This is a genomic window from Methylobacter psychrophilus (assembly GCF_025583945.1).
Lineage (GTDB): Bacteria > Pseudomonadota > Gammaproteobacteria > Methylococcales > Methylomonadaceae > Methylobacter_C > Methylobacter_C psychrophilus.
The window spans coordinates 16,165-40,530 of the sequence record NZ_JAOEGU010000010.1; the positions used below are offsets into that span (position 1 = coordinate 16,165).

Consider the following 24,366-nt stretch of genomic DNA (forward strand, 5'->3'; position numbering starts at 1 on the left):
AAAGTTCCTATTTATTTTCTGTAATGTAAATTAATTTCATATCCGGGATATGTCCTTAATGTAAAGGCATTTGGAATCTCTAAAAAATCCAATATATAAGCTAAGCAGAGTGTCCTGAACCATGTGGCAAATAAATTACCTTCTCTTGGGTGGCTAGTAGTGAGTCGATGACCGCCGTAAGGGCAGCCATTTTCAGGCAGTGATTGGTAACCACCTTGCTGGTGACGACAACTGAGCATCCACACCATTGCCCGCTTAAGGGCATTGTTAACGTCTATTCGGCGATGCCCCGATTGCAGGGACGCTCTAATTAACGGTTCAATGGCATCAATATCTTCACAGGCGCCCGACGGCATTTCTTGTGGGTTAAAGCCTCCCCATGAATTTTGTGAGCGCAAGATAGTATCGATAATGGCTTCCGGATGTTTTAGGGGTTCATTTTCATAAATAAATAAGGGATAAAAGTGATAAGCTCCTCTAATAGCATCGCCTATTTCCGGGTAGCCATTAATGGTATATTGATGCCACATGCCGGTGTCAGCGCGTTGTGTAGACCTTAACCATTCTAAAATTATTTTTATTGCTGGAGCTGCCCTGTTTTCATCCATGTAGTCACGGGCATATTGCAATAGAGTTGTTACATTCATAATGTAATTGCTTTGCGACCAAACATCTTCTTTAAAGGAAAAGGTTTTAAGCCAGGTATTGAGGTAATCGGGATCGTAATAAGGTTCTAAAAATTTGAAGCCGTATTTAGGTGCACGCCCCAAGTGGCCATAAGCAATAATAATATGCCCAACCAAGTGACGAGCTCCCCAACCATCACCCCATTCACGCGTACCTTCAAAAGCCGGGCAGGCCAAGACAGGATCACGGAAATAACCATCCTTGGCATCTTGAAAACTATCAAAATAAGTTAACCAGTCATCTTTTTCTGCTGGATTCATACTGTCTAAAACACCGTACATATTTAAGAGCATACAGGCATAAATGGACCCGTATAACGTAGGTTGCTCTGAACTGCCGGCAAATTTATAAGCAAATCTATCGACGCGCATGCTTTCCAGATAAGCTAAAGTCTGTTGTTTTTCACTCTCATAAGTCCAGTCCAGATAGCGGGGTAATCCGTCTCTAAGTACTCTCGTAGCAATGCGAGAGGTGATTTCAGGTTTGGCATGTAGTTTTTTTAGAAGGTTATTTTTTACTTTTTCTTTTAAAACGGTTGGTGAAAATGCAGAAAATATTTTATTGATGCGCCCTAAAATTATTCCCAAAATACCCCACGCGTCCTGGAAAAATAATTTTCGTAAAATGAATAGTTGAATAAAGCTTGTTAACGAAAATAAACACGTTTTGGCCAGCATTAGTTGGACTAAAGACCACGATGTATCCCATGGTGTATAGAATAAAATGGCACTTGAAACGCCTGCCAGTAATATTGGGGGGGTCAGATCAAATAGTTGTTTTCCCCAGTTATAGCCAATTAATCTTTTGCTGGGAGAGGCACTTAAGCAATAATCGGTAAAGGAGATGGCAACAGCCCCCCAGGCAAAACCTTCTATCCCAAATCGATAAACGACGCCAAGCACAAGTAAAATTATGAGCTTTTTTGTTATTTCTACCCTAAAAAAAATACCGGACTTTCCAAGTGCTTTTGTCAACTCAGAATGAAGTGGGAATGCGGCATTTAAGATGCCAGCCGCACAGAGAATTTGTAATAATGGAATCGATTCAAGCCATTGATCACCTAGTAACCATGGCACTAATTCTGTCGCCAGGCTTGCGAGTAAGCCCATCATTAACGAAACGCCTAATACCAGTAAACGGATTTGCTTTCTAATGGATTGAAGCAGCAATATCTTGTTGTTTTGATGTTTTGAAAATAAAGGAAAGGCAACGCGTTGAACAACCCCGGATACCAATCCCACAGGCAGTGCTTGTAGACCTATGGCGCGTGCGTATAAGCCTAGTGCGGCGGGTGGGAAAATTTTACCAATAATAAAGGTATGTAAGTTGATTACTATGCGGTGAAATATTGATGAATAGAGTAATAAACTACAGTAATTCCACATGGCTTTTACACTTTTTATGGAGAATCTGCCCTTGGGTCGCCAGTCGCTAACTATCCAGGCAGCAATAGTTCTGACCAGTTCACGAGAGAGTCCAAGACCCACCAAACTCCATACACCGTAACCGGAATAGGCCATAGTAATGCCAACTATGCCGGATACTATTGTGGCTACAAATTCGATAATAGCACCCAGGCGAAATTGCATGTGCTTTGATATTAATGCAAATTGCACCAAACCAGTTGAGGCAATAAAAATACCAAGTGCCTGAACACAAACTAATTGAATCAAAATTTCTTTTTCAAAAAATTGTGCAATAAAGGGTGACGCACCCCAAAGTATTGCAGTAACAACTATCCCCCCGAGAATATTGATAATAAACACACTGGTTTCATCATCTTGGGTTATGTTTTTACGTTGAACCAGAGCCGCAGTAAAACCCAGTTCGGTAAAAGCCTGTCCTATGGCCATAAAGATTGCCAACATTGCCACCAATCCATAAGCATCGGGCGTTACCATACGCGCGATGATTACCGAGATCACAAAAGAAATGATCATTGGTGCAATTTTTTCAAGAAATGCCCAGAAATAATTATTGGTGTTATTCATTTAGTTTTTTACGTTTAGATGCGAATTTATACCAATTTATAATATTCTTTAAACCACTCTACGGTTTCTTTAATACCTTCATAAAGATTTTTTGCCGGTTTATAGCTTATATGTTGCTCCAATGCGGTTGTATCGGCATTGGTTTGATAAACATCGCCTGGCTGCATAGGTAGATAGTTTTTTACTGCAGCTTTTCCACACGCTGATTCTATTGCCTGTATAAAGTCCATTAATTTAACAGGGGACGAGTTGCCAATATTATAAAGTCGATAAGGAGCCAAAGAGCTGCTTGGGTCCGGGATTTGTGCATCCCATTCCTTATCAGATAAGGCTACTTTGTCTATGCAGCGAATTACGCCTTCTGTAATGTCATCGATATAAGTAAAGTCTCGTAACATATCGCCGTTATTAAATACGTTGATAGATCGGTTATTTAAAATGGCATCGGCAAATAAAAACGGTGACATATCCGGTCGACCCCAAGGCCCATAGACGGTAAAAAACCGTAAGCCGGTAGTGGGTAGGTTATAAAGATGGCTATAAGCGTGGGCCATTAACTCATTACTTTTTTTAGTTGCTGCATAAAGGCTTACCGGATGAGCGATTGAATCTTTTTCTGAAAAGGGTACCTTGCCATTTAAGCCATAAACACTGCTGGAGCTGGCATAGACTAAATGTTCTATAGTGTTCCAGCGGCAAGCTTCCAAGATATTTAAAAAACCATCAATATTACTTTGAATATAGGCCTGCGGATTTTCAATGGAATAACGCACGCCGGCTTGTGCCGCTAAATGACAAACCCGGTCAAATTTTTCATTGGCAAACAGCATTTGCAGGGCTTGTTTGTCTTCCAAATTCATTTGAATAAAGCGGTAATTGGGATACTTATCACTTTGTACAAATTTATACCAACCCAGTTGGTCTTTTTTAATACCGGCTTTTTCCAGGCGGCCGTGTTTAAGGTTGATATCGTAATAGTCATTTATGTTGTCAAGACCTACTACTTCATCGCCTCTTTCCAGTAAGCGTTGTACGACGTATGAGCCAATAAAACCTGCGGTGCCGGTAACTAATATTTTCATGTTTGTTTTTATGTCGTAAGGCTAATTTGGATATATTTAAAGCCTATGGCTTTTATTTGCTTAATCTAAAAAGTTTTTTAATCAAAAGTGTGTTGCTCACTTAAGACGTTATAGTGTCTGTAGACTTTGTAAACAAAGCCTGTACTCCGAACATGTTTTGCTTTAAGTTCGTTGCCAAAAACTACAAGTCAACAGTAAATCTATTGCGTCTTAAATTCACTTTGGTGTTCCACAGACCAGCGATAGGTGCTGGCCAGGCCATTGCCAAGTGTTATTTGTGGTCGCCAGTTCAATGATTTCATTTTACTGATATCCATGAGTTTTCTGGGTGCGCCATCCGGTTTACTGACATCCCATATAATGTCACCTTTAAAACCTACAACCTGCTGAATGGTTTCGGCCAGTTCACGTATGGTCACGTCTGTGCCGGTACCAACATTAAGGTGTGACAGCATGGGTTCGGTGCAAGCCTGATAATGTGCTTTACTTAAACCCAGTACATGCAAACAGGCAGAGGCCATATCATCGACATGCAAAAATTCACGCCTGGCAGTACCGGTTCCCCAGAGAGTAACAGTAGCGGACTGGCTGGTTTTGGCGTCATGAAATTTCCTGATCATGGCAGGAATAACATGGCTGTTTTCCAAATGAAAGTTGTCGTTTTCGCCATAGAGATTGGTCGGCATGACAGAGCGATAATCGGTGCCATATTGACGATTGTAAGATTCACAAAGCTTGATGCCGGCAATTTTAGCGATCGCATAAGGCTCATTGGTCGCTTCCAACCCACCGGTTAACAAGGCGCTTTCTTGCATCGGCTGAGCGGCAAGTTTTGGGTAAATACAGGAACTACCCAAAAATAATAATTGTCGGCAACCTGCCGCCCAAGCTTGATGGATGACATTGGCCTCCATCATCAGATTTTGGTAAATAAATTCAGCTGGATAGATATTATTGGCATAAATACCCCCCACTTTGGCGGCGGCCAGAATAATTTTTTTAGGTTGCTCTTGCTGCATAAAATCACGCACTGCAGCCTGATCGGTTAAATCCAGTTGGGCATGGGTGCGGACAACAATGTTGTTAAAGCCCGCCTCATGTAATTGTTCAACAAGGGCGGTTCCCACCATCCCACGGTGTCCGGCGATATAAATTTTTTGTTGTTTATCGGTCATGTGCTTATTCCCGACTAACTGCGATGTTGTAACCTTTATCTTTTAGCAGCGCATGTTTTATGGCTTCATCAAGATCACAAGCGACCATTTCACTGATCATTTCCCGTAAGGTGATTTGCGGTACCCAGCCCAGTTTTTCTTTGGCTTTGGTTGGGTCACCCAATAAGGTTTCTACTTCAGCTGGTCTAAAATAACGCGGATCAATGGCGACGATGATTTGGCCAATTTTTAACCCCGGCGCTTTATTGCCTTGTAGTTCACTAACAAAACCTTTTTCATCAACGCCAGTGCCCTCCCAACGAATGGTGATTCCGAGTTCGCCGGCGGCGATTTTAATAAATTGCCTGACGGAATACTGTATGCCGGTAGCGATAACAAAATCTTCGGGTTGTTCTTGTTGCATCATCAGCCATTGCATGCGTACAAAATCTTTGGCATGTCCCCAGTCTCTGAGTGAATCGATATTACCCATAAATAAACAGTGCTCCAGACCCATGGCAATATTACTAAGGCCACGCGTTATTTTGCGGGTTACAAAAGTTTCACCCCGACGCGGAGATTCGTGGTTAAACAAAATACCGTTACAGGCAAACATGTTATAGGCTTCACGGTAATTGACCGTAATCCAGTAAGCATAAAGCTTGGCAACGGCATAAGGCGAGCGCGGGTAAAACGGGGTAGTTTCTTTTTGCGGTGTTTCCTGTACCAGTCCGTAAAGCTCTGAGGTTGACGCCTGATAAAAACGGGTTTTCTTTTCCAGCTTTAAAAACCGGATAGCCTCAAGCAGACGCAAGGTGCCAATACCATCGACACCAGCAGTATATTCAGGTGATTCAAAAGATACCGCAACATGGCTCATCGCTCCCAGGTTATAAACTTCATCCGGCCGGGTTTCATTCAAAATACGGGTTAAGTTGGAACTGTCGGTTAAATCGCCATAATGCAGATAAAACTTGGGATCAGTGATATGTGGGTCTTGATAAATATGATCAACCCGTTGTGTATTAAAAAGCGATGAGCGCCGCTTGATACCATGGACTTCATAACCTTTAGCCAGTAAAAATTCTGCCAGGTATGAACCATCTTGTCCGGTAACACCGGTTATTAATGCAACTTTTTTAGTCATGAGTATTTCTTTTGGTTTTAGTTTTAAGCTTTTGGTTAAGAATTGTTGGCTTAAACAGGTTATTTATTTTGCCAAATTATTTAAAAATATTAAGTTACGCCATAGCTATAGACTTTCAGAAATTAAACTTCCAATTCACAACAATTTAACTCACACGGATAACATCCCTTAAAGGGATGGTATCCGTCAGCATCGAAATTATTTATCTGAAAATTTAGAAGCCAACCTGTCTTATTTTTATGTCGTTATGCCAATCTGGATATATTCAAAGCCCATGGCTTGTATGCGTTATTGTTTAAATTGATTGCGCCCATCAAAAAACAAAGGGATTTTTAGTCGTTTTTTTATTTCATCAAAATCGGGACTTCCAAATTCTTGCTATTCTGTTATTAGTAACATGGCGTCAGCATTTTTTAGGGCTTCGTATTTACTGTCAACATAGCTGACGTTTTATTGGTCCTATGCTTGAGAGGCTGTGAAAGTATTCGTTTTTTGTACAAAATAAAAAACTCACCACGTGTCTTTCGTGGCGAATAATATTTTTAACCTGTTTTTTGATAATACTTTCACCGTCTCCAGAGCGTGGTAACCCGGTGTTGTTTTTGTATTACTCTTTAATGCCACTTATCGTTACCAGCCTTTTTTAAACTGACAAGGCTTGCCGCTTTTTCTATCGTGGGTTGCAAGTCCGGAGCGGCATCGTGCTTTTTTTTTCTTATCATTTCCACCGCCGAGCATGGATACCAGAAGCTTTGTTTTGGCAGATTTTTATTAAGCATTTTTCTTGTAGTTTTTGTGTTTGAAGACAATTATTTATTTTTAGCTAATTCATTTTCAGGTAATTCATCTGTTATAACTTTTGTGTTTTGATGCATGACCCAATAAAACAGGGTAAAGAAGAGTAAAAAAACCACAAATAATAGTTGGTCGGGGACCATAAAAAACAAACTTGCGGTAATGGCGGTAAGGGCCATAACTAAAGAAACGGTCAGGATAGTGATAAGGGTTTGGTTAACGCTAAAGCCTTTTAGTGGCAAGATATGGTGTAAATGTTCACGATCCGGAGCAAAAGGTGATTTGCCTTTTTGTATGCGCCGCAGCATGATGCAAATAGAGTCAAATAAGGGAACGGCAATAAGCCATAACACCAGAACTGGCGGTATAATGCGCTGTTCGCCTTGTGAGGCAGAGATAATTAACCAACAGATAACATAGCCCAGCAGTGTGCTTCCCGAGTCACCTAAAAAAATCAGGCCTTTTTTACGGCCAAAAATTCGTAAGTTAAAAATCAAAAATGCACTGATGGCCCCTATAAAAAGAAGGCCGATATGAACAATTAACGGCTGATTGTAAAAAACTGCCAGCAAGGCAACCAGGCTAATCGAGATCAGTGATGAGCTACCCGAAAGGCCGTCAATGCCATCAATCATGTTAAAGGCATTGATGCCGCCAACTACCGCAAAGACAGTCAGGATGGTTGAAAAACCCTCTAAATATACGGTGCCATTACCAAATAAAGTACCCATGTCGATTATTTTTATATCGGCAATTTCGGTCATAATAAGAGCGGCAAAAATTTGTGCGGTTAGGCGTATTTTTACATTAAGGTTTACATGGTCATCAATAGCTCCGACTATTACCAGTAAGGTCATTGCCAGAATAAAAGCGGTTTGCTGAGGGAGGTTGATGTCATAAAACCAAAGTGTTAACAACACACCCAAGAATATGGCAATGCCACCTATCGGTGGTGTTGGATTGGTATGCCGTTTTCTAATACAGGGTTTGTCAACAAACCCAAATTTTAAAGCGCAAGGAAACAAGACAAGAATAAAAATTATTGTCAAAAATAAGGACGTTAAAAACAAGTTGATTGGCATGATCGTTTTTTAATTTTTAAAGTGTGGAGTTTGCTATTAATTTTTTGTATTTCATCATTACTCGTTTGCAAAGTAAGCGGTTGCTTTTTTTAAAAGATCACGCTCCTCCGTTAAAAGGCGATTTTCTTTTTTTAGCCGCTTTAATTCGTCGTAAAGATAATTGTCTGTTCGCCTGCCTGTGATGGATTCCATCGGTTGCATACAGGAATTAATCCAACTATGCAGGATAGTAGGATTAAGACCTAAAGCTCTCGCTACCTGAGCTAGTGGCCGGTCTGAATCTAGCGCTATCTTTACGGAAGATGCTCTAAATTTTTCACTATAGACTGTTTGTTTTTCTTGATTCATTGTCAATATACTCCGCACGCATCAGGTTATTTTAGAAACGAAATTCAGTTTGGTGTAGCTACCATCAGTATTTGATTGGTAAGCGTTGCTTTGCCCATCTACTTAAACCGGCTTAAAAATTTATCAGCATCCTCAGGTGAATAAATAAAGGCTTTTAAAGCCAGTTGTTTAGCTTCAGGATGTGCGGTAATAAATTTAACCAGTTGCTGAGCTTTAAATACCCAGGCAACCGGTATTTGCTTTTGCCATAGTTGTTGCATGTCTTCAGTAAAATCAGCGTAGTAAATATAACTAAAACGTAAACGGGATATTACCAACTCGGGTTCTACGCGTCCGGCGTAAAACGATAAGCGCAAAGCGTTAATAATCGGTTGCTTGGGTATCTTAAGCAGGCTGTCAACTACGGCTAATTGCAGCCAGCCGCGTGGATCAACAGGCGATAAGCTTAAGCCTCGAGTAATGGCGGCTTTAGCTTGTTTAAGGTAGGTCTGTTTTTGGGCCGGAGTTTGCAATGGCCGGGTATAAAAGAGCTGTAAATAAAAAAATCCCTGGGCTTGCCAATAGATCGGGTTTTGATACCAGGACAAAGCTTTATTTAAATCAGCAATACTTTTTTCATAAACCTCAGCCGGCAGTGTTTGTGGCATTTGCTTAAATGCGGCTTCAGGATAGAGCGCATATAAACTGGCAATAAAACGTGGTACCGCTAGTAGTAATAGTCCGCAACAAACCGATATCCCTATAAGTGCAAGGATTTTTTGACTATTTAGGAGTTTGGTGTTTGGCTTACTCATAATCAACTGGTGTAATACTTATTGTAACGGCCATAAGAATGGTAATGAGCAGATCCAGCATAACGGCCATATTGTTCCATGTTAACTTTCTGTAACACAATGCCGGCCAGGTTATTATGGCCATCTTTATTTAAAATCTCCAAAGCACTGGTTATCACTTTTTTGGGCGTGGAGTCCCACTTTACAACGAAGATGGTTTTATCAACCAGACCTGCCAAAATTCTGGTATCAGATATGAGCATAAGGGGGGCTGTATCTATAACAACCAAATCAAATTGCTCACGTAATTGATTAACTATGGCTTGCATTCTATGCGAGGCAAATAAATCAAGCGGGTTAATAAAAGCCGATTTACCTCGGGTTAAAATTTGCATGCCGGTTTCCGGGTCATTAACCAGTACATCATTAAGCACCAGATCATGATTCATTAATAAATCGGTTAAGCCGGGTGTGTTGTCGTTAAGGTTAAAGGTTTTGCCTATGCTTGGACGGCGTAAGTCGGCATCAATTAACACCACTTTTTTACCTGCAGCAGCGGAATGTCTGGCCAATAAAATACATAAGGTACTTTTACCCTCACCGGGTATCGATGAGGTAACCATTAATGATTTAACTTCAGCATCCGGATTAAGCAAGGACAGTGAAATCCGTAAGGTATTAATGGCTTCTGCCAAAGCGGATTGAGGTTTGGCCAGCAAATAGCTATGTGGCAGAGTTTTGTTATCCATTATTTTAGGTATGATGCCCAAGGTGCTCATAGTAAAGAGCGTCTGAATTTGCTCTGGTGAGCGTACACCAGGGTTGAGCATTTCAAGTATAAAGACCAGGCAAACAGCAAAGAACAAGGATCCAAGCACACTGATTAACAGCATTTTGGTTTTATTTGGATAGGAGGCGCTTAACGGTGTTTCTGCAAAGGCAATTACCCTCGCATCGGCCTGGACAATGCCTTGCGTTGAGGCGGTTTCTTTAAAGCGGCCCAAAAAGGTTTCAAACAAGGCTTTGTTGGCATTCGCTTCACGCTCCAACGCATGAAGTTCTATTTCCGCCTGATTGTTGCCACTGGTTTTTGATTCCATTTGCCGTAAACTACCAGACAAAGAGCCTTCTCGCGCACGAGCCAGTTCCAGATTGTGAAGTAAGGCTGCCGATACTTTTTTAATTTCTGATTTTACTTTGGTCTGAATATCAGTTAATTCTGCTTGCGCCTGGATCATGCGCGGATGACGGGCGCCATATTCCACCAGCATTTCTGAATGTTTACGTTGTACTTCTGATTCTTGTTGGCGTAAACCTGATATTAATGCCGAATTTAGCACTTCAGCGACACTGTCAATATCCCGGCCACTCTTGGCTATTGCTTCTACTTGTTGGTATTTGGCTTCGGCTTCCGTTCTTAAAGCTCGTGCCATAATCAACTGGCTGTTAACTTCGGATAATTGTTGCTGGGTAACACCACTACCTTTACTGACCTCCAACAAGTCATGTATTTTTCGGTAATTTTGGACGGCACGTTCAGATGATTCAACTTTTAACTTTAATTCGCCCAGTTGGTCATTTAACCAGTCGGTAGCTTTTTTAGTCGCGTCAAACTTGGCTTGTAATTGCTCAATAATATAGGTGTCGGCAATTTCATTGGCTATTTTTGCAGCTTGCTTTGGATCATTGGATTCATAGGTTAAATTAATAACCTGAGTACGCTTGATTTGTGCAATGGTTAATTTGCCAAGAAAGGCATTAGTTAATGTGGTTAAGTGTGCTTCCTGTTTTTCCTGGGGTGTCCGGTTATCAATTTTTACCAGTCCCATGGCTTCTTTCCAGGTATCAGGTATCAGGTTTATGGGGTTAAGTCCGCTAAAAAAACCGGGCTTTTCAGAGTTGGGATTAAGCTCTTGGTATTGATCCAAATGTAAACGATGCATAATTTTATGCGCCAACTCACGGGATTTAATCACCTCTATTTCACCGAATACTGCCGAATCGGTATTTAAGTTGCCGGTCATCACTTCTTGAATATCAACTACTTTTGCAGCATTAATACCGATTAATATTTGTGTTGTTGCGCTATAACGCGGCACTATTTGAGAAATATATAAAAATGCCAGGATACTAAGCAAAACTGTGACACTTATCAGTAAGCGTTTTTTTAGCCAAAGCGTATCAAAAACATGGCTTAGCGAGATGCCTGCGTTGTCATCTGTTGGCAAATTGGCGGATGTTATCTGTTTTACTTTTAAATCGGACACAGTTTTCTCGGATGGGTATTAATGTAAGAAATATCTAAAAGGATGCGCTGGTGTTTTTTTAAAAAAAACGTTCTTCAATGCGAATAACATCCCCCGGTAATACCTTTTCATCCATGTTGAGTCTTAGCTCTTTTTTTTGATGGTCATTCATGCGAATAACCATCACATGGTCTTCTTTGGCGCGGTAAGTGTAACCACCGGCAATCACTACGGCGTTAATGTAGGTCATGCCATCGACATAGTGATATGATTTTTGCGATTGCACTTCACCCAAAATATAATAGGGCCGATAATTTAGCATTTGCACGCTAACAATAGGATTAAGTAAATAATCCGGCTTTAATTTATCGGCAATAGCCTTTTCTACCTGTTTTACCGTTAATTTTTTGGTGTTAACATCACCCACTAATGGCAGAGCAATTTGCCCCGCCCCATTGATTGTAAATTCACCCGATAACTCTTCCTGATTGAACACGGTAACTTTTAATAGATCACCTGATCCCACCCGATACTCTTCAGTGACTGAAGCAGCCAAATCCTCATTGCTGATCATGTTGTTAGTCGTTTCTTCGGCCAATAAATAACTACAAAAAAATACACTGGACAGCAATAATCGTGAAATAAATTTAATACAATATTGACTCATTTTTATCACAAAAATATCGAGAGTTAAAAAAGGGTGATGTGCTCTGATAGCACGCCAGTTAATACTGGCCTCTTAAATTAAGCATGACTTGATTTACTTGATAGTTATTAAATTCATAATTGACATCACGATTTTGATAAATATAACTAAGATCAGTAGATAAGTATTGATTAACGACATATTTGGCGCCGACTCTAGCGGCATAAATGTTGTCAGTGCGATTTTCTACATTAGGTGCAACAAAACCGTCATAGGCATTGTTCATAAAAGTCCCACCGGCATTAAGAATAATATTACGCATTAATTCATGCTCGACATTGACTGTTACCCCGGTTACGATAATACCTGAGACCCCGGCTTGCGTGGTTTGCATGATGTCACGACTGACTTTGCCGCTGACGGTTGTTAGCTGTGTGGGATGCCATTTTAAATCAAAAAATCCGTTTACTCCGCCGAAATTAGATAAGCCGGGATCGACATAATTACGCTGTAAATAACCAACAGAGACATCACCGGAAATCAGATTGGTCAAATCAAATGCAAAGCCGGTTAAGGCATTGTAGCCGGTCGAATTACGATTATAAGCGCTACCACCATTATTGCCTGAGGGTGCTACACCATTGGAAAATACCTGGCCGTCATAATCAATTTGATTATAGATAAACTTAATATAGGCCTCATATTGTTGCTGTATTTTATAACCCAAGCGAACCGAAGGGGCATATTGCCACCGGTCACGACTACTCATCAGTAATGGGGTATTGCTATCCATACTGTCTACATTCTGATAGTCATATCGAATGGCATTTACGCCGGTAACCAATGACAGTCGGTTTAGTTTATGGGTATAAAAAGCATCAATAATTTTGGTGTCAAAAAATGTCGGTGTTATACCGGCAATCTGGTCAGGCGATCCGCGACTTTCATGCAGCTTGTTATAGGAGAACCCTGTCTCCAAATAACTGTCTCTAACGACATCCAATCTGCCCGTTAAACTTGTAAAAATATCGTTGTAATTGTTATTAGTGCCTTGTGCTGTTGATTGCGCCAAGTCAGTATCAAAACTTAACTTAAGTGCATGCTGACTCCAATCAGAGCGAGCTTCAACGCCGGGTTTAAAATGCGCAAAATAGGCATCAACAGGCGTATATTTACTGCTATCCCGTTTGTAGACATTGGAGTTGTACTCATTGGTAAAATCCAGTTTAGGCAAAATATAAAAAGCGCCGGCACTTATGCCTTTTTGAGCAAATTCAGAGTGGCGCATTCCCAAACTGACCTCATTATTTTGCATGCACGATGCAATGTTATTGACCAGATGATTGCATGAATTCATCCCCATATTAACCTCACTATTTTGTGTGTTACCGTAAGCCAATACATCGCTACAATTAACAAGACTTATTAGTGAAACGGCTAGAATACTTTTCTTTTTTTTCATAAATATTAGTTTTAGTTGTATTAATGGTAAAAACAGGCATGATAGCTTGAGGGTCGTTTAACTCCAGAAGTCGTGTTTTTAAAGTGTTTAATAACCAATAAATAAAAAATTAATTAGGGCTAACCGATTGCTCCATTTGATTGGTGAGTACAGCGTTATTGACTGTTGATTCTGAATTAACGGCATTGATATCTGCAGGATTATGGCCATACGCATTATCTTCTGCGAGCGCTGTTGATGTAATGGCGGCGGCAACTGCTTCTGAATTAATAGTCGTTGCCAAAGTCGGTGCTGCGGTCACTGCTGCTGTGGTAATAGCGTCGGTATAAAGCGGTGCAGCAGTAACTGCCGCTATAGTAATAGCGACTGCATATGTAGGAGCTACGGTCACTGCTGCTGTGGTAATGGCAGCTGCGAAGGTTGGTGCTGCAGTAATTGCTGCAGTAGTAATAGCGGCAGCCAAAGTCGGTGCTGCGGTAATTGCTGCGGTAGTAATAGCGGCAGCCAAAGTCGGTGCTGCGGTAATTGCTGCGGCAGTAATAGCGGTAGCCAAAGTCGGCGCTGCAGTAATTGCTGCGGTAGTAATAGCGGCAGCCAAAGTCGGCGCTGCAGTAATTGCTGCAGTAGTAATAGTGGTAGCCAAAGTCGGCGCTGCAGTAATTGCTGCGGTAGTAATGGCGGCTGCCAAAGTCGGTGCCGCGGTTACTGCTGCTGCGGTAATCGCTGCTGCTTGATCAGGATTGGCTGCAATAGCTGTCGAAATAATTGCGAGTAAATTACTCCGGTCTGCGTTAATAGCCTTTGCGGTGATATCGAATGCGTTGGCAGGATTAAGTGTAATGGCGTTACTCACTTCAGAGGCGACATCTGCAGTTGCTGTCAATGGAATGGTTAACGCAACATTTAATAATGTTAATGTTAATAATTTTTTGGTCGTATTCATGTTTCAATCACTCATTAATGGCTGTTAATAATAGTTAACATAAATTCAGTATTAAACGAACGACAGGTATTTTTTTAAAGCTATAAAATAACTAATGGTCAGTGCGCTTATACCGAATTTATGTTGTTGGTTCTAACGGTTTAAGTTATCTTTTTGCTTTTGCTTTTGTTTTTGTTTTTGTTTTTTGTAGTGCCAATAATTTTTTGGTATTGAATTTTGTTTAATTATTATATGTTTTATGTCTTTTAGGTAGCATCAAAATACATCAAAATAGATCAATTGCTGCAAATTACATCAAATTACCTCCATTACGTTAATGTTATTCATTATGTAGTATTATTAATCCTTAAAGTTAAAGTTAACGTTATTAAAAAACAATGAAGCCCGAAATTACAATACTTAGCTCCAACTTAACTGTAGCAAATGATTTTATTAATCTTCCCGTTACCATTCTGACTAAGCCGATTGACTACTTCAGATTATTGTTGACATCGACAATAGATGTTTTGGTTGTTGACGTTGAGTTCTTAAATGATACTAATCCTTGTATTGGTAAGTTTTTGTCAGTAAATCCTAAATTAATCATTATTTCTATGGTTAACCCTGATTTGGATCATGCAGATAAAACCAGGCTAATTAATATGGGGGTTAATAGAACCTTAAATGCACCTATTGTTTCAGAAGAATTATTCGCCAATATTAATGCGATTTATCGTACACAAAAAGCCATTGATCTGCGTTTTGAATCAGTTGAATCAGTTGAATTAGTTGAATTAGTTGATTCAACTGATTCAACTGATTTTAATTGGTATTTATCTCATTCAAATTGGACATTAATTGCACCGGACAATCAGTCAATGACACTGACATCGAGAGAGTTTTCTTTTCTTTGCTATATCCAGGAAAATTCTGACCAAGTTATTAATAAAAATTGTTTTGCCGAAAAAATATTTGGTGAATTTAATCAACATGGCTGTCGTAAACTTGATTTAATTCTGGGCAGGCTTAGAAAAAAATCCCTCACCATGTTGAATCGTGAATTGCCTATCAAAACGGTGCATGCTGTTGGCTATGCACTTACGAATAAACTTCTTATTAGACAATAATTAATTATATGTGTGGAATAGTCGGTGGAATAGCGCAACGAAATGTCGTACCAATATTGATGGAAGGCTTAAAAAGGCTGGAATATCGTGGTTATGATTCAGCAGGATTGGCAGTTATTAACGACCAGACGATATATCGCAAAAGGGAGTTGGGTAAAGTTAAAGGTCTTGAGGCATTGTTACAGGCTGATCCTGTTTGTGGCAAGATCGGCATTGCACATACCCGGTGGGCAACGCATGGTAAACCCAGTACAGCCAACGCCCATCCACATATTTGTCGGGATAAAATTGCGGTAGTGCATAACGGTATTATTGAAAATCATGAAGTGCTGCGTAGCACACTGATAAAAAATGGCTACGAGTTTACTTCAGAAACTGATACCGAAGTTATTGTGCATGAAATTTATCAGGCTATGGAATCCCTTCGGCTTGGCTCAGGGCAGGGCACTGATGGATTATTAAATGCAGTCAAGCTGGCGGTAAAAAAACTCAAAGGCGCTTATGCCTTGGGGATAATTAGTGCCTCAGAACCGAATACCTTGATAGCCTGCAGAAAAGGCAGTCCGCTGGTTATTGGCGTTGGTATTGGCGAGTATTTTATCGCTTCGGATGTTGCCGCTTTGCTTCCTGTTACCCGACGTTTTATGTTTTTGGAGGAGGGCGATATAGCCTCTATCAGCATAGATAAATTGGTTATTTATGATGCAGATGACAATGTTGTTGAGCGTCCTGCCAGAGAAAGCCGGTTAACTGCAGACTCGGTTGATAAGGGCGATTATCGCCATTTTATGCTAAAAGAAATTTATGAGCAGCCATTTGCAATTTCCCAGACTTTGGAAGGACGATTTATTAATGATCGCTTGCAAGATAGTGCCTTTGGACATAAGGCCTCTGAAGTATTTGACAGTATAAAATCGATACAGATTATAGCGTGTGGTACCAGTTACCATGCCGGCATGGTCGCACACTATTGGTTTGAAAAGCTGGCTCGCGTACCTTGTAATATTGAAGTTGCCAGCGAGTTTCGTTACAGAAGTCCGGTACTGGCAGCTGATACTTTGGTTGTTACTATTTCGCAATCGGGTGAAACAGCAGATACCTTGGCAGCGTTGCAAGAAGCAAAAAAACTGGGCGCCAAATATTCCTTGGCGATATGCAATGTTCCCGAGAGTTCTTTGATCAGGGAGTCTGATCTGGTTTTGATTACGCGTGCAGGGCCTGAAATTGGGGTTGCCTCGACCAAGGCGTTTACAACACAATTAACAGCATTGATGCTGTTGGTGATTGCTGTTGGCAGGCGATTTGAGTTGTCTGAGACAATGGAGCAAAAAATTACTTCAGAATTATTTGGTTTACCCGGAAAAATTGAAGCAGTATTGCAGCTGGATGATGAAATTAAGTTGTTGGCCGAGCAATTTTCAGAAAAACAGCATGCCTTGTTTTTGGGCAGAGGCAGCCACTATCCTATAGCTATGGAAGGTGCATTAAAATTAAAAGAAATATCTTATATTCATGCCGAGGCTTATCCGGCTGGCGAGTTAAAACACGGCCCCTTGGCTTTAATCGATGCGGATATGCCGGTTGTTACCGTAGCGCCAAACAATAATCTGCTTGAAAAATTGAAATCAAATATTCAGGAGGTTAGTGCAAGAGGTGGGCAGTTAATTGTTTTTATGGATGAAACATTAGCGGCGACAGAAGATGGCAACGTACAAATTATAAAAGTACCGCAAGTTGAGAATGAGATTTCACCGATTATCTATACCATTCCATTACAGTTACTCTCTTACCATGTCGCTGTTTTAAAAGGCACTGATGTGGATCAACCGAGAAATCTTGCAAAGTCTGTTACGGTGGAATAGATATTTATCAGGAAAGTAATATGTCATCGTATAAAAAAGTCTATCATCAAAATAAAAACCCCTTTGTCGTGCAACGTTAAGATGCATAAATAGTCGAGTAAAAACAGTTATCAAAGCCCTGATATAGATTCTCAGATAAATAATTTCGATGCTAACGGATAACATCCCTTGAAGGGATGGTATCCGTAATAGTTTACAGCGACGTGAATAGAAATTTAATTTCTGAAAGACTATAGATATCATTCTTTTGTGTGCATGCCTATACCTTTAATGAGTGGTATATATCAACATTGCAGTTGTTTATCAAAAATATATAAATCGAACCGGAAAGAAGTTGTAAGTATTATGTATGGTATTATAAAAATATATACCATTGAATGCCTATTTAGTTAGCTTAAATGCTCTCGCAGAATTGCTACGAGAGCTATAAAAAAGGCTATTAATTGCATGAAGATTCTGCCATTTCCTAAGGTTCTTTTAAAATTAAACGTCAATAGAACCTAAAGGAGATGGTTAAAAGTTAACTACCGAGATAACTATTGCCAGATTCCAAGAACAACGAAAAACTACTTCATACGCTCGAGCTTCATCAAATTGAACTTGAGATTCAAAATGAAGAATTAAGGCGAATTCAAATTGAGCTTAGTGAATCTCATGACCGCTATGTTGATCTTTATGAATTTTCTCCCAATGGTTACCTGACGCTTACTCGCGAAGGTCGGATTGCCGAGATTAACTTGTCGGGTACCCGTATCTTCGGCATAGAACGCCAGGCTCTGATTAACCATCTTTTTGCCGCTTTGGTTACACTTAAAGACCGCGAACACTGGCATATTCTCTTTATGAAATTCATGCGAAACGAAGAAGTCTTTAGCGCTGAATTGTCTTTTAAAGTCAGCGATGGATCAGAGTGTCATTCTCAACTTAGCTGCCGACTTATGCCGGTTAATGACAAAGATCTTCTGGTGCGCATCAACTTTACTGATATCACCGAAAATAAACTCTTGGAAGAGTCTCTTGATCGTCTGCAGAAAATCGCCAGTCAAGTGCCGGGAGTTGTCTTTCAATTTCGTTTGCGTCCGGATGGTAGCAGCTGCTTTCCTTACGCCAGTGAAGGTCTCAATAATGTTCATCAACTCAGTCCGGAAGAAGTTCGCGAGGATGCATCCAAATTATTCTCCCGATTCCACCCGGAAGACTATGGCGGCATTATTGAGGTTATGCATAAATCAGTTCAAAACTTGAGCCCCTTCAGCCATGAATATCGAGTAATAGACAATGATGGTGAGAAGCGTTGGTTATTTAGTAATTCAGTACCACAACGAGAAGCCGATGGCTCAACGCTCTGGCATGGCTATACTTCCGATATTACCGAACGCAAACGGATAGAACAGGCGTTACAGGAGAGTGAGTTTCTGTTGAAATTTGCCATAGAAGGCGCTAATTTTGGCGTATGGGACTGTAATCTTCAGACCCGGCAAGCGACTTATTCCGCTATCTGGCTTGCAATGCTGGGTTATAGTCAAGAGGATGTTTTATCTACCCACCAAGAATGGCTGGATCGTATTCATCCTGATGATCAGATAACTGTTGCAAATATAATGCAAGAATATTTAGACGGGAAAACGGAGATTTACCATGTTGAATATCGCCTGCGCTGTAAGGATAACAGTTATAAATGGATTTTGGGTCGAGGCATGCTGGTTAGTCGCTGCAAAGATGGCAAGCCCTTACGTATGATTGGTACCCATACCGATATTACCGAGCGAAAACAGATACAGGAAGCCTTGCAGGAAAAAGAGCAAATATTGTCCCAATCACAGCGCATCGGCGGTATTGGTAGTTGGTCTTTAAATATAGCCACTGGTTACCTCAGCTGGTCAGATGAAATGTACCGCATTTTTGGCGTTTCTCCGGAAACCTTCGGACACACCGTTACAGCAATGAGTGATTTAATACTTCCTGTCGATCTGGCATTAAAAAATAGTTGGCTCAATGATTGTCTGAAGGGAATCACGATGCCAGAACTTATTTTTTGTATCAGATTACCGGATGACACTATTCGTTTAATTTGTACTAGTGGTAAATTGCAATACGACATCATGAACAAACCGTTACGCTTGGTCGGCAGTATGCAGGATATTACTGCGCGTAAATATCAGGAGCAGCAATCCAGAAGGCATCTTAAGCATCTTTCCCATGTTATGGGCCTTGGCCTGATAGAAGAAATAGCATCGAGTATTGCTCATGAAGTTAATCAACCACTGGCTTCGATTGTTGCTTATTCAGGCGTTAGTTTAAATCTGCTTAAGGCTGAAAATCTTGACTTGGTAAAGCTGACAGAGGTTATCCAAAAAATACAGAAAGAGGTGTTAAGAGTAGGACAGATTGTTCATCGAATCATGAGGGGTGCTAATCCTAATATACATCATAAGGTAAGTAGTGATCTTAATGAGTTAATTCAAAAATCTGTCGATATATATTTGTTGGATTTTAAGCGTGATGATATAACAATCTCGGTTGAGCTTGAAGATAATTTGCCCGTTGTTAATGTTGATATTGCTCAAATTGAACTGGTCATTATAAACCTGATCGAAAATAGTGTTGAAGCCTTGGAGAAATCTCCTGTAAACCAGCAGCGCAAGATATCTATCTATAGTCGATGGCTTTTCAATAATAGACTGGAAGTCAGGGTAAAAGATAATGGCTCCGGTATTGCTGAAGAGCAAAAACAAAAAATATTAATGCCTTTTTATACAACCAAAACTGAGGGCATGGGTATGGGATTATCTATCAGTCGTTCAATTATTGAAGCCCATGATGGTAATTTGTATTTTAATAGCCGGCATGGAAAGGGTAGTTCTTTTTATTTTACGTTACCCGTGACTGTAATGGTCAAGTAAAACAGGACACTTTCTTAAGCAGTCTTCTGGCAAAATTCCCGTTCAAAGTCCTGCGGGGAAATGTTAAATGCAGTCGTTTGCCATTCTGCAACTGAGTGGTAGAGCAATGCTGCCACTTATGATAATAACTTCTTTATTTCCCCCCCCCCAAAAAAATTGCTTTTTCGGGCTTACTTGAGACTCCCACTTCAGTGACGCGGGGCTGGCTCGGTTTTAATGTTGTATGATTAAAATATTGCTTTAAGCCCAACAATTAGTACAGCGATAGCGGTTTCTTCCTTGTTTTCATATCGCTGGCGCAACATCTTAAAAGTCAATAATCTTTGGTTACTTAGGCGACGCTACCTTCAATTAGCACAATAGCGGCCTGTTTAGCCTGTTCGGCCGCTCCTGAGTGATGTTTCATTTGCTCCGAGACTATCGCGCCTTCAAGTAACAGTCTTAATTGCAGAGCCAGGTTTACAGGCTGTTTTGAACCGTACTGCGCGGCTAAGCCGGCAATATAATGTTGAAATTTATCATAGAATTCTGCGGATACCTGATGCACAGGATTGCCTTTCAATGGAAATTCAGCGGACGCATTGATGAAGGCGCAGCCACGAAATCCCGGGATTTCCATCCATTCGCTGATCACATCAAAAATAGCCAGTAATTTGTCTTTGGGGTCAGCAGCCTTGGCTTCAACCTGAGCGACAAACCAGGTTCGAAAATCTTCATCCCGTTTACGTAGAACGGCAAGTATTAACTCGTCCTTTGACGGAAAGTATTTGTACAGACTCATCTTGGTGGTATTGGCAGCTTTGGCAATAGCATCGACACCGGTTGCCCTGATTCCCTGGCTATAAAACAGTTCGGAGGCAGCAGCCAAGATTTTTGCTTGCAGAGTTTTAGCCATAGACAAAGAAGTAGAGGTTGATAAATATTTTGTGATATACCGAGCGGTATACTACAATTCAGGTCAGACTAACCGGTAAGTTTTTTTAATCATAACAAATATTTTAAAAACTGATGCTGTAATAATGGTTTTTCCCTTTTAACACAAGCTTGGCGAGGAAACAGACAATGACTGTAGCACTAAAAACAACACATCATGGCGGCTGCCCGCATGATTGTCCGGATACTTGCTCGATGGTATTTGAGGTTCAGGACGGCAAGCTGACCGGTGTTAAAGGCAATCCGAATCATCCGATAACGCGCGGAGGTCTTTGCGTTAAATTAAAAGATTATGAAAAGCGGCATTATCACCCCGACCGCTTGTTATACCCGATGCGCCGCACCGGTCCAAAAGGTAGCAAGCAGTTTCAGCGCATCACCTGGGATGAAGCGCTGGATGAAATCGTCATGCGCTGGACGGCGATTATTGAGAAACACGGCCCGCAGGCGATTGTTCCCTACAGTTATTTAGGCAATCAGGGTCTGGTGCATGGTTTGAACGGGGGCGACGCGTTCTTTAACCGGATGGGTGCTACCGTTACCGAGCGCACTTTTTGTGGCGAAGGATCGGGTACTGCCTGGCTGTTGACCGTGGGGCCGACAGCCGGCGTTGATCCTGAAAGTTTTATTCATGCCAAATACATCATTATCTGGGCCTGTAATTCGGTCAGCACCAATTTGCATCACTGGCATATTATTAAAGAAGCGCAGAAAAAAGGCGCGAAAGTCATCGTAATCGATAGTTATGCGTCCAAAACAGCCAAAGAAGCTGATGTTCATATTGCGCCAAAACCGGGTACCGATGGCGCATTGGCAATGGCGATGATCCATACCATTATTGAAGAAGGCCTGGTCGATCAGGATTATGTCGATAATTACACGGTCGGTTTTGAAGCCTTAAAAGAACGCGCAAAAATGCGTACCCCGGAATGGGCAGAAGCTATTACCGGAATACCGGCTGAAGTGATTCGCACACTGTCCCGCGATTATGCCACGACACAACCTGCCGCGATTCGTCTGGGCGTGGCGCTGGAAAGACATTATGGCGGCGGTCAAACCATCCGCGCAGTCAGTTGTCTGCCTGCATTGACCGGCGCCTGGCGTCATGTTGGTGGCGGTGCATTGCAGATGCCGGTCTGGGAGCATCCCTACAAATTTGACGTCATCTGTCGGCCAGACTTAATTCCCGAGGGCACGCGTGTTATTAATGCATTGCAACTGGGCCGGGCGCTGACCGACGAACCGCCAGCAGGACCACCGATTAAATCGATAATGTGTTGGAATGCCAACCCCGTCACTCAGGCCCCGGAGACCGACAAGATAGTCCAAGGTTTGAGCAACGAAGAGCTGTTTCTGGTTTCGGCGGAGCACTTCATCTCGGATACCGCCTGTTATGCCGATATCCTGTTGCCTGCATCCATGGGCGCGGAGCTGGAAGACATGATCCTGTCCTGGGGACATTTGTATCTGACCTACAATGCCAAATGCGTCGAGTCACCGGGCGAAGCCATCCCGAATAACGAGATTTTCCAGCGACTGGCGGCACGTATGGGCTATCAAGAAGAGAACTTTAAATGGTCGGATTCGGAATGCCTGGAAAATTATGTTGATTGGGACTCGCCGGCTTGCGAGGGCATCACGCTGGAAACTCTGCGCGAACAAGGATTTGCCCGTCTTAATGTCGGAACCAAAGATAATCGCGCACCTCATAAAGCTGGGAATTTTCAGACACCGTCCGGTAAATGTGAATTTGAAATAACAGATGCAACAAACTTTGTGGCAGGTCCTTTTCGTCAGATGTATGAAGGCTTCCAGTCCGGTGAAGCTTTGGATTCACTGCCGGATTATGTGCCTTCCAGAGAAACGCAAGCAACCAATCCGGAGCTTGCGAAAAAATATCCGTTAAATATCCTTTCGCCGAAAAGTCACGGATTCCTTAATTCCTGCTACGCCAATATGGAGCAAAAAATCAAAGGTCAGGGTGAACAGTTTGTACTGATCAATGCGCTGGACGCAGAGCAGCGCAATATCCAGCAAGGCGACACAGTGCGAGTCTTTAATGACCGTGGCGCTTTCGAAGGCGAGGCCAGGATCACCAGTGATGTGAATCCCGGCTTGATTGTCGCAACACTGGGTTATTGGCGGCAGTTGAATAAAGGCACGGTTAACAGCATCAGCTCGGCTGAATTCGTCAATATGGGTCATGCACCGACATTCTCCGATAATCTGGTGCAGGTGGAAGCAATAGTTTGATTACTCATGTTTATCTCTGTTGACATGATAAAGCTGTCTTTAGAAGTGTCCTGTTTAATTAAACCATTTCAGTTTCATTATGACCAACAATCAATACATTTGTTCGTTTTAGAGTTGTAATATTTGTAGCTCGATAAAAGTCTCCACCCGATCTATAGTTTTTCAGAAATTAAATTTCCATTACATGAAATTTTGAGCCCGTACGGATACCATCCCTTGAAGGGATGGTATCCGTTAGCATCGAAATTATTTATCTGAGAAACTACTTTTACAAGGCATAACGACAAGCACAGATGACGAAGTAAAAGATAATATAAACCTTGATAAAAAATGGCTATTAAAAAACGAATTGCACTTTCAGTGGTTAACTGGAGCGCTTGAATAGGCATTTTTTAACGATGAGATTATTGAAAAAGAATAGATTCCTCTAGCAAAACAGGGGAAGGCAACATACTATGGCATATCCAAAATCATTCTGATTCTGGGCATAAATCTAAAATTCAGGAATAACATGAAAGAAATTACAGTTAATAGCAACCCCGGCGAAGCACTTTTAAAAAAAATGGGCGTTGCTAACTGGCCAACATGGCAAAAAGAAGTATCTACATTCCCATGGGAATTCGTTACTACAGAAACATCATTTATTTTAGAAGGTGAATGTGTCATGACACCTGCAGATGGCGGACCTTCAACTACTTTCAAAGCGGGTGATTTAGTGGTATTTCCATTAGGCTATAAAGGTACTTGGGAAGTGAAAAAAGCGCTTAAAAAGAGCTACAGACACAGCGGCGGTAAATTTGTTAAATGTTTTTTTAACCGTTTGACCATATTGTCTAATTTCGCTAAATCAATCATGAAATGAAGTTCACTTCCATTATTCCCAATAACGGTTTCTGGCCGTTCTGAGACGACCAAGCAACATAAAAGATACTAATTATAGTGGCTACTATTTT

17 protein-coding genes are annotated in these 24,366 nt (G+C 41.2%); 5 read left to right on the top strand and 12 right to left on the bottom strand.

What is annotated here, in order from left to right:
- Window positions 1–11: 11 nt before the first annotated feature.
- The 11 genes from N7974_RS06985 to N7974_RS07035 form a co-directional block, all read right to left on the bottom strand.
- The gene (locus N7974_RS06985; RefSeq protein WP_262964922.1) at window positions 12–2,678 is read right to left on the bottom strand and encodes a lipopolysaccharide biosynthesis protein; all 2,667 of its coding nucleotides are present in this window, start codon (window positions 2,676–2,678) and stop codon (window positions 12–14) included.
- A 26-nt stretch (window positions 2,679–2,704) separates the two neighbouring features.
- Complete coding sequence (locus N7974_RS06990) at window positions 2,705–3,760, bottom strand: NAD-dependent epimerase (RefSeq protein WP_262964923.1); 1,056 nt, start codon at window positions 3,758–3,760, stop codon at window positions 2,705–2,707.
- A gap of 200 nt (window positions 3,761–3,960) precedes the next feature.
- The gene (gene fcl, locus N7974_RS06995; protein ID WP_262964924.1) at window positions 3,961–4,935 is read right to left on the bottom strand and encodes a GDP-L-fucose synthase; all 975 of its coding nucleotides are present in this window, start codon (window positions 4,933–4,935) and stop codon (window positions 3,961–3,963) included.
- Between the two features lie 4 nt (window positions 4,936–4,939).
- The gene (gmd, locus tag N7974_RS07000; protein ID WP_262964925.1) at window positions 4,940–6,061 is read right to left on the bottom strand and encodes a GDP-mannose 4,6-dehydratase; all 1,122 of its coding nucleotides are present in this window, start codon (window positions 6,059–6,061) and stop codon (window positions 4,940–4,942) included.
- Between the two features lie 809 nt (window positions 6,062–6,870).
- Window positions 6,871–7,905 (bottom strand): hypothetical protein, encoded by a 1,035-nt coding sequence (locus N7974_RS07005; protein WP_262964926.1) that lies wholly within the window; start codon window positions 7,903–7,905, stop codon window positions 6,871–6,873.
- Between the two features lie 90 nt (window positions 7,906–7,995).
- Window positions 7,996–8,286, bottom strand: a complete 291-nt coding sequence (locus tag N7974_RS07010; RefSeq protein WP_262964927.1) for a transposase — start codon at window positions 8,284–8,286, stop codon at window positions 7,996–7,998.
- A 98-nt stretch (window positions 8,287–8,384) separates the two neighbouring features.
- On the bottom strand, window positions 8,385–9,080 hold the full coding sequence (locus N7974_RS07015) for a hypothetical protein (protein WP_262964928.1): 696 nt from the start codon (window positions 9,078–9,080) through the stop codon (window positions 8,385–8,387).
- A 2-nt stretch (window positions 9,081–9,082) separates the two neighbouring features.
- On the bottom strand, window positions 9,083–11,326 hold the full coding sequence (locus tag N7974_RS07020) for a GumC family protein (RefSeq protein ID WP_262964929.1): 2,244 nt from the start codon (window positions 11,324–11,326) through the stop codon (window positions 9,083–9,085).
- A 58-nt stretch (window positions 11,327–11,384) separates the two neighbouring features.
- Window positions 11,385–11,972 carry a polysaccharide biosynthesis/export family protein gene (locus N7974_RS07025; protein ID WP_262964930.1) on the bottom strand — a complete coding sequence of 196 codons (588 nt, stop codon included), beginning with the start codon at window positions 11,970–11,972 and terminating at the stop codon, window positions 11,385–11,387.
- Window positions 11,973–12,030: 58 nt separating this feature from the next.
- Window positions 12,031–13,413, bottom strand: coding sequence for an outer membrane beta-barrel protein (locus N7974_RS07030; protein WP_262964931.1), 1,383 nt, complete (start codon window positions 13,411–13,413; stop codon window positions 12,031–12,033).
- A gap of 109 nt (window positions 13,414–13,522) precedes the next feature.
- Window positions 13,523–14,356 carry a hypothetical protein gene (locus N7974_RS07035; RefSeq protein WP_262964932.1) on the bottom strand — a complete coding sequence of 278 codons (834 nt, stop codon included), beginning with the start codon at window positions 14,354–14,356 and terminating at the stop codon, window positions 13,523–13,525.
- Window positions 14,357–14,733: 377 nt separating this feature from the next.
- Here N7974_RS07035 and N7974_RS07040 point away from each other — a divergent pair, with 377 nt between their 5' ends.
- The 3 genes from N7974_RS07040 to N7974_RS07050 all read left to right on the top strand — a co-directional run bounded on the left by N7974_RS07040 (window position 14,734) and on the right by N7974_RS07050 (window position 20,227).
- Window positions 14,734–15,462 carry a winged helix-turn-helix domain-containing protein gene (locus N7974_RS07040; protein WP_262964933.1) on the top strand — a complete coding sequence of 243 codons (729 nt, stop codon included), beginning with the start codon at window positions 14,734–14,736 and terminating at the stop codon, window positions 15,460–15,462.
- 8 nt (window positions 15,463–15,470) lie between these two features.
- On the top strand, window positions 15,471–17,324 hold the full coding sequence (gene glmS, locus N7974_RS07045) for a glutamine--fructose-6-phosphate transaminase (isomerizing) (protein WP_262964934.1): 1,854 nt from the start codon (window positions 15,471–15,473) through the stop codon (window positions 17,322–17,324).
- 539 nt (window positions 17,325–17,863) lie between these two features.
- Complete coding sequence (locus N7974_RS07050; protein ID WP_262964935.1) at window positions 17,864–20,227, top strand: PAS domain-containing protein; 2,364 nt, start codon at window positions 17,864–17,866, stop codon at window positions 20,225–20,227.
- 331 nt (window positions 20,228–20,558) lie between these two features.
- Here N7974_RS07050 and N7974_RS07055 read toward each other — a convergent pair whose 3' ends face one another.
- Window positions 20,559–21,122 (bottom strand): TetR/AcrR family transcriptional regulator, encoded by a 564-nt coding sequence (locus N7974_RS07055; RefSeq protein ID WP_262964936.1) that lies wholly within the window; start codon window positions 21,120–21,122, stop codon window positions 20,559–20,561.
- A 167-nt stretch (window positions 21,123–21,289) separates the two neighbouring features.
- On the opposite strand from N7974_RS07055, the gene N7974_RS07060 reads away from it, so the two are divergent.
- Both N7974_RS07060 and N7974_RS07065 read left to right on the top strand, forming a co-directional pair.
- A complete protein-coding gene (locus tag N7974_RS07060) occupies window positions 21,290–23,413 on the top strand; it encodes a molybdopterin-containing oxidoreductase family protein (RefSeq protein ID WP_262964937.1) in 2,124 nt (707 codons plus the stop codon).
- Window positions 23,414–23,924: 511 nt separating this feature from the next.
- Window positions 23,925–24,275: a cupin domain-containing protein gene (locus N7974_RS07065; RefSeq protein ID WP_262964938.1), complete on the top strand. Its 351-nt coding sequence runs from the start codon at window positions 23,925–23,927 to the stop codon at window positions 24,273–24,275.
- Window positions 24,276–24,366 lie beyond the last annotated feature (91 nt).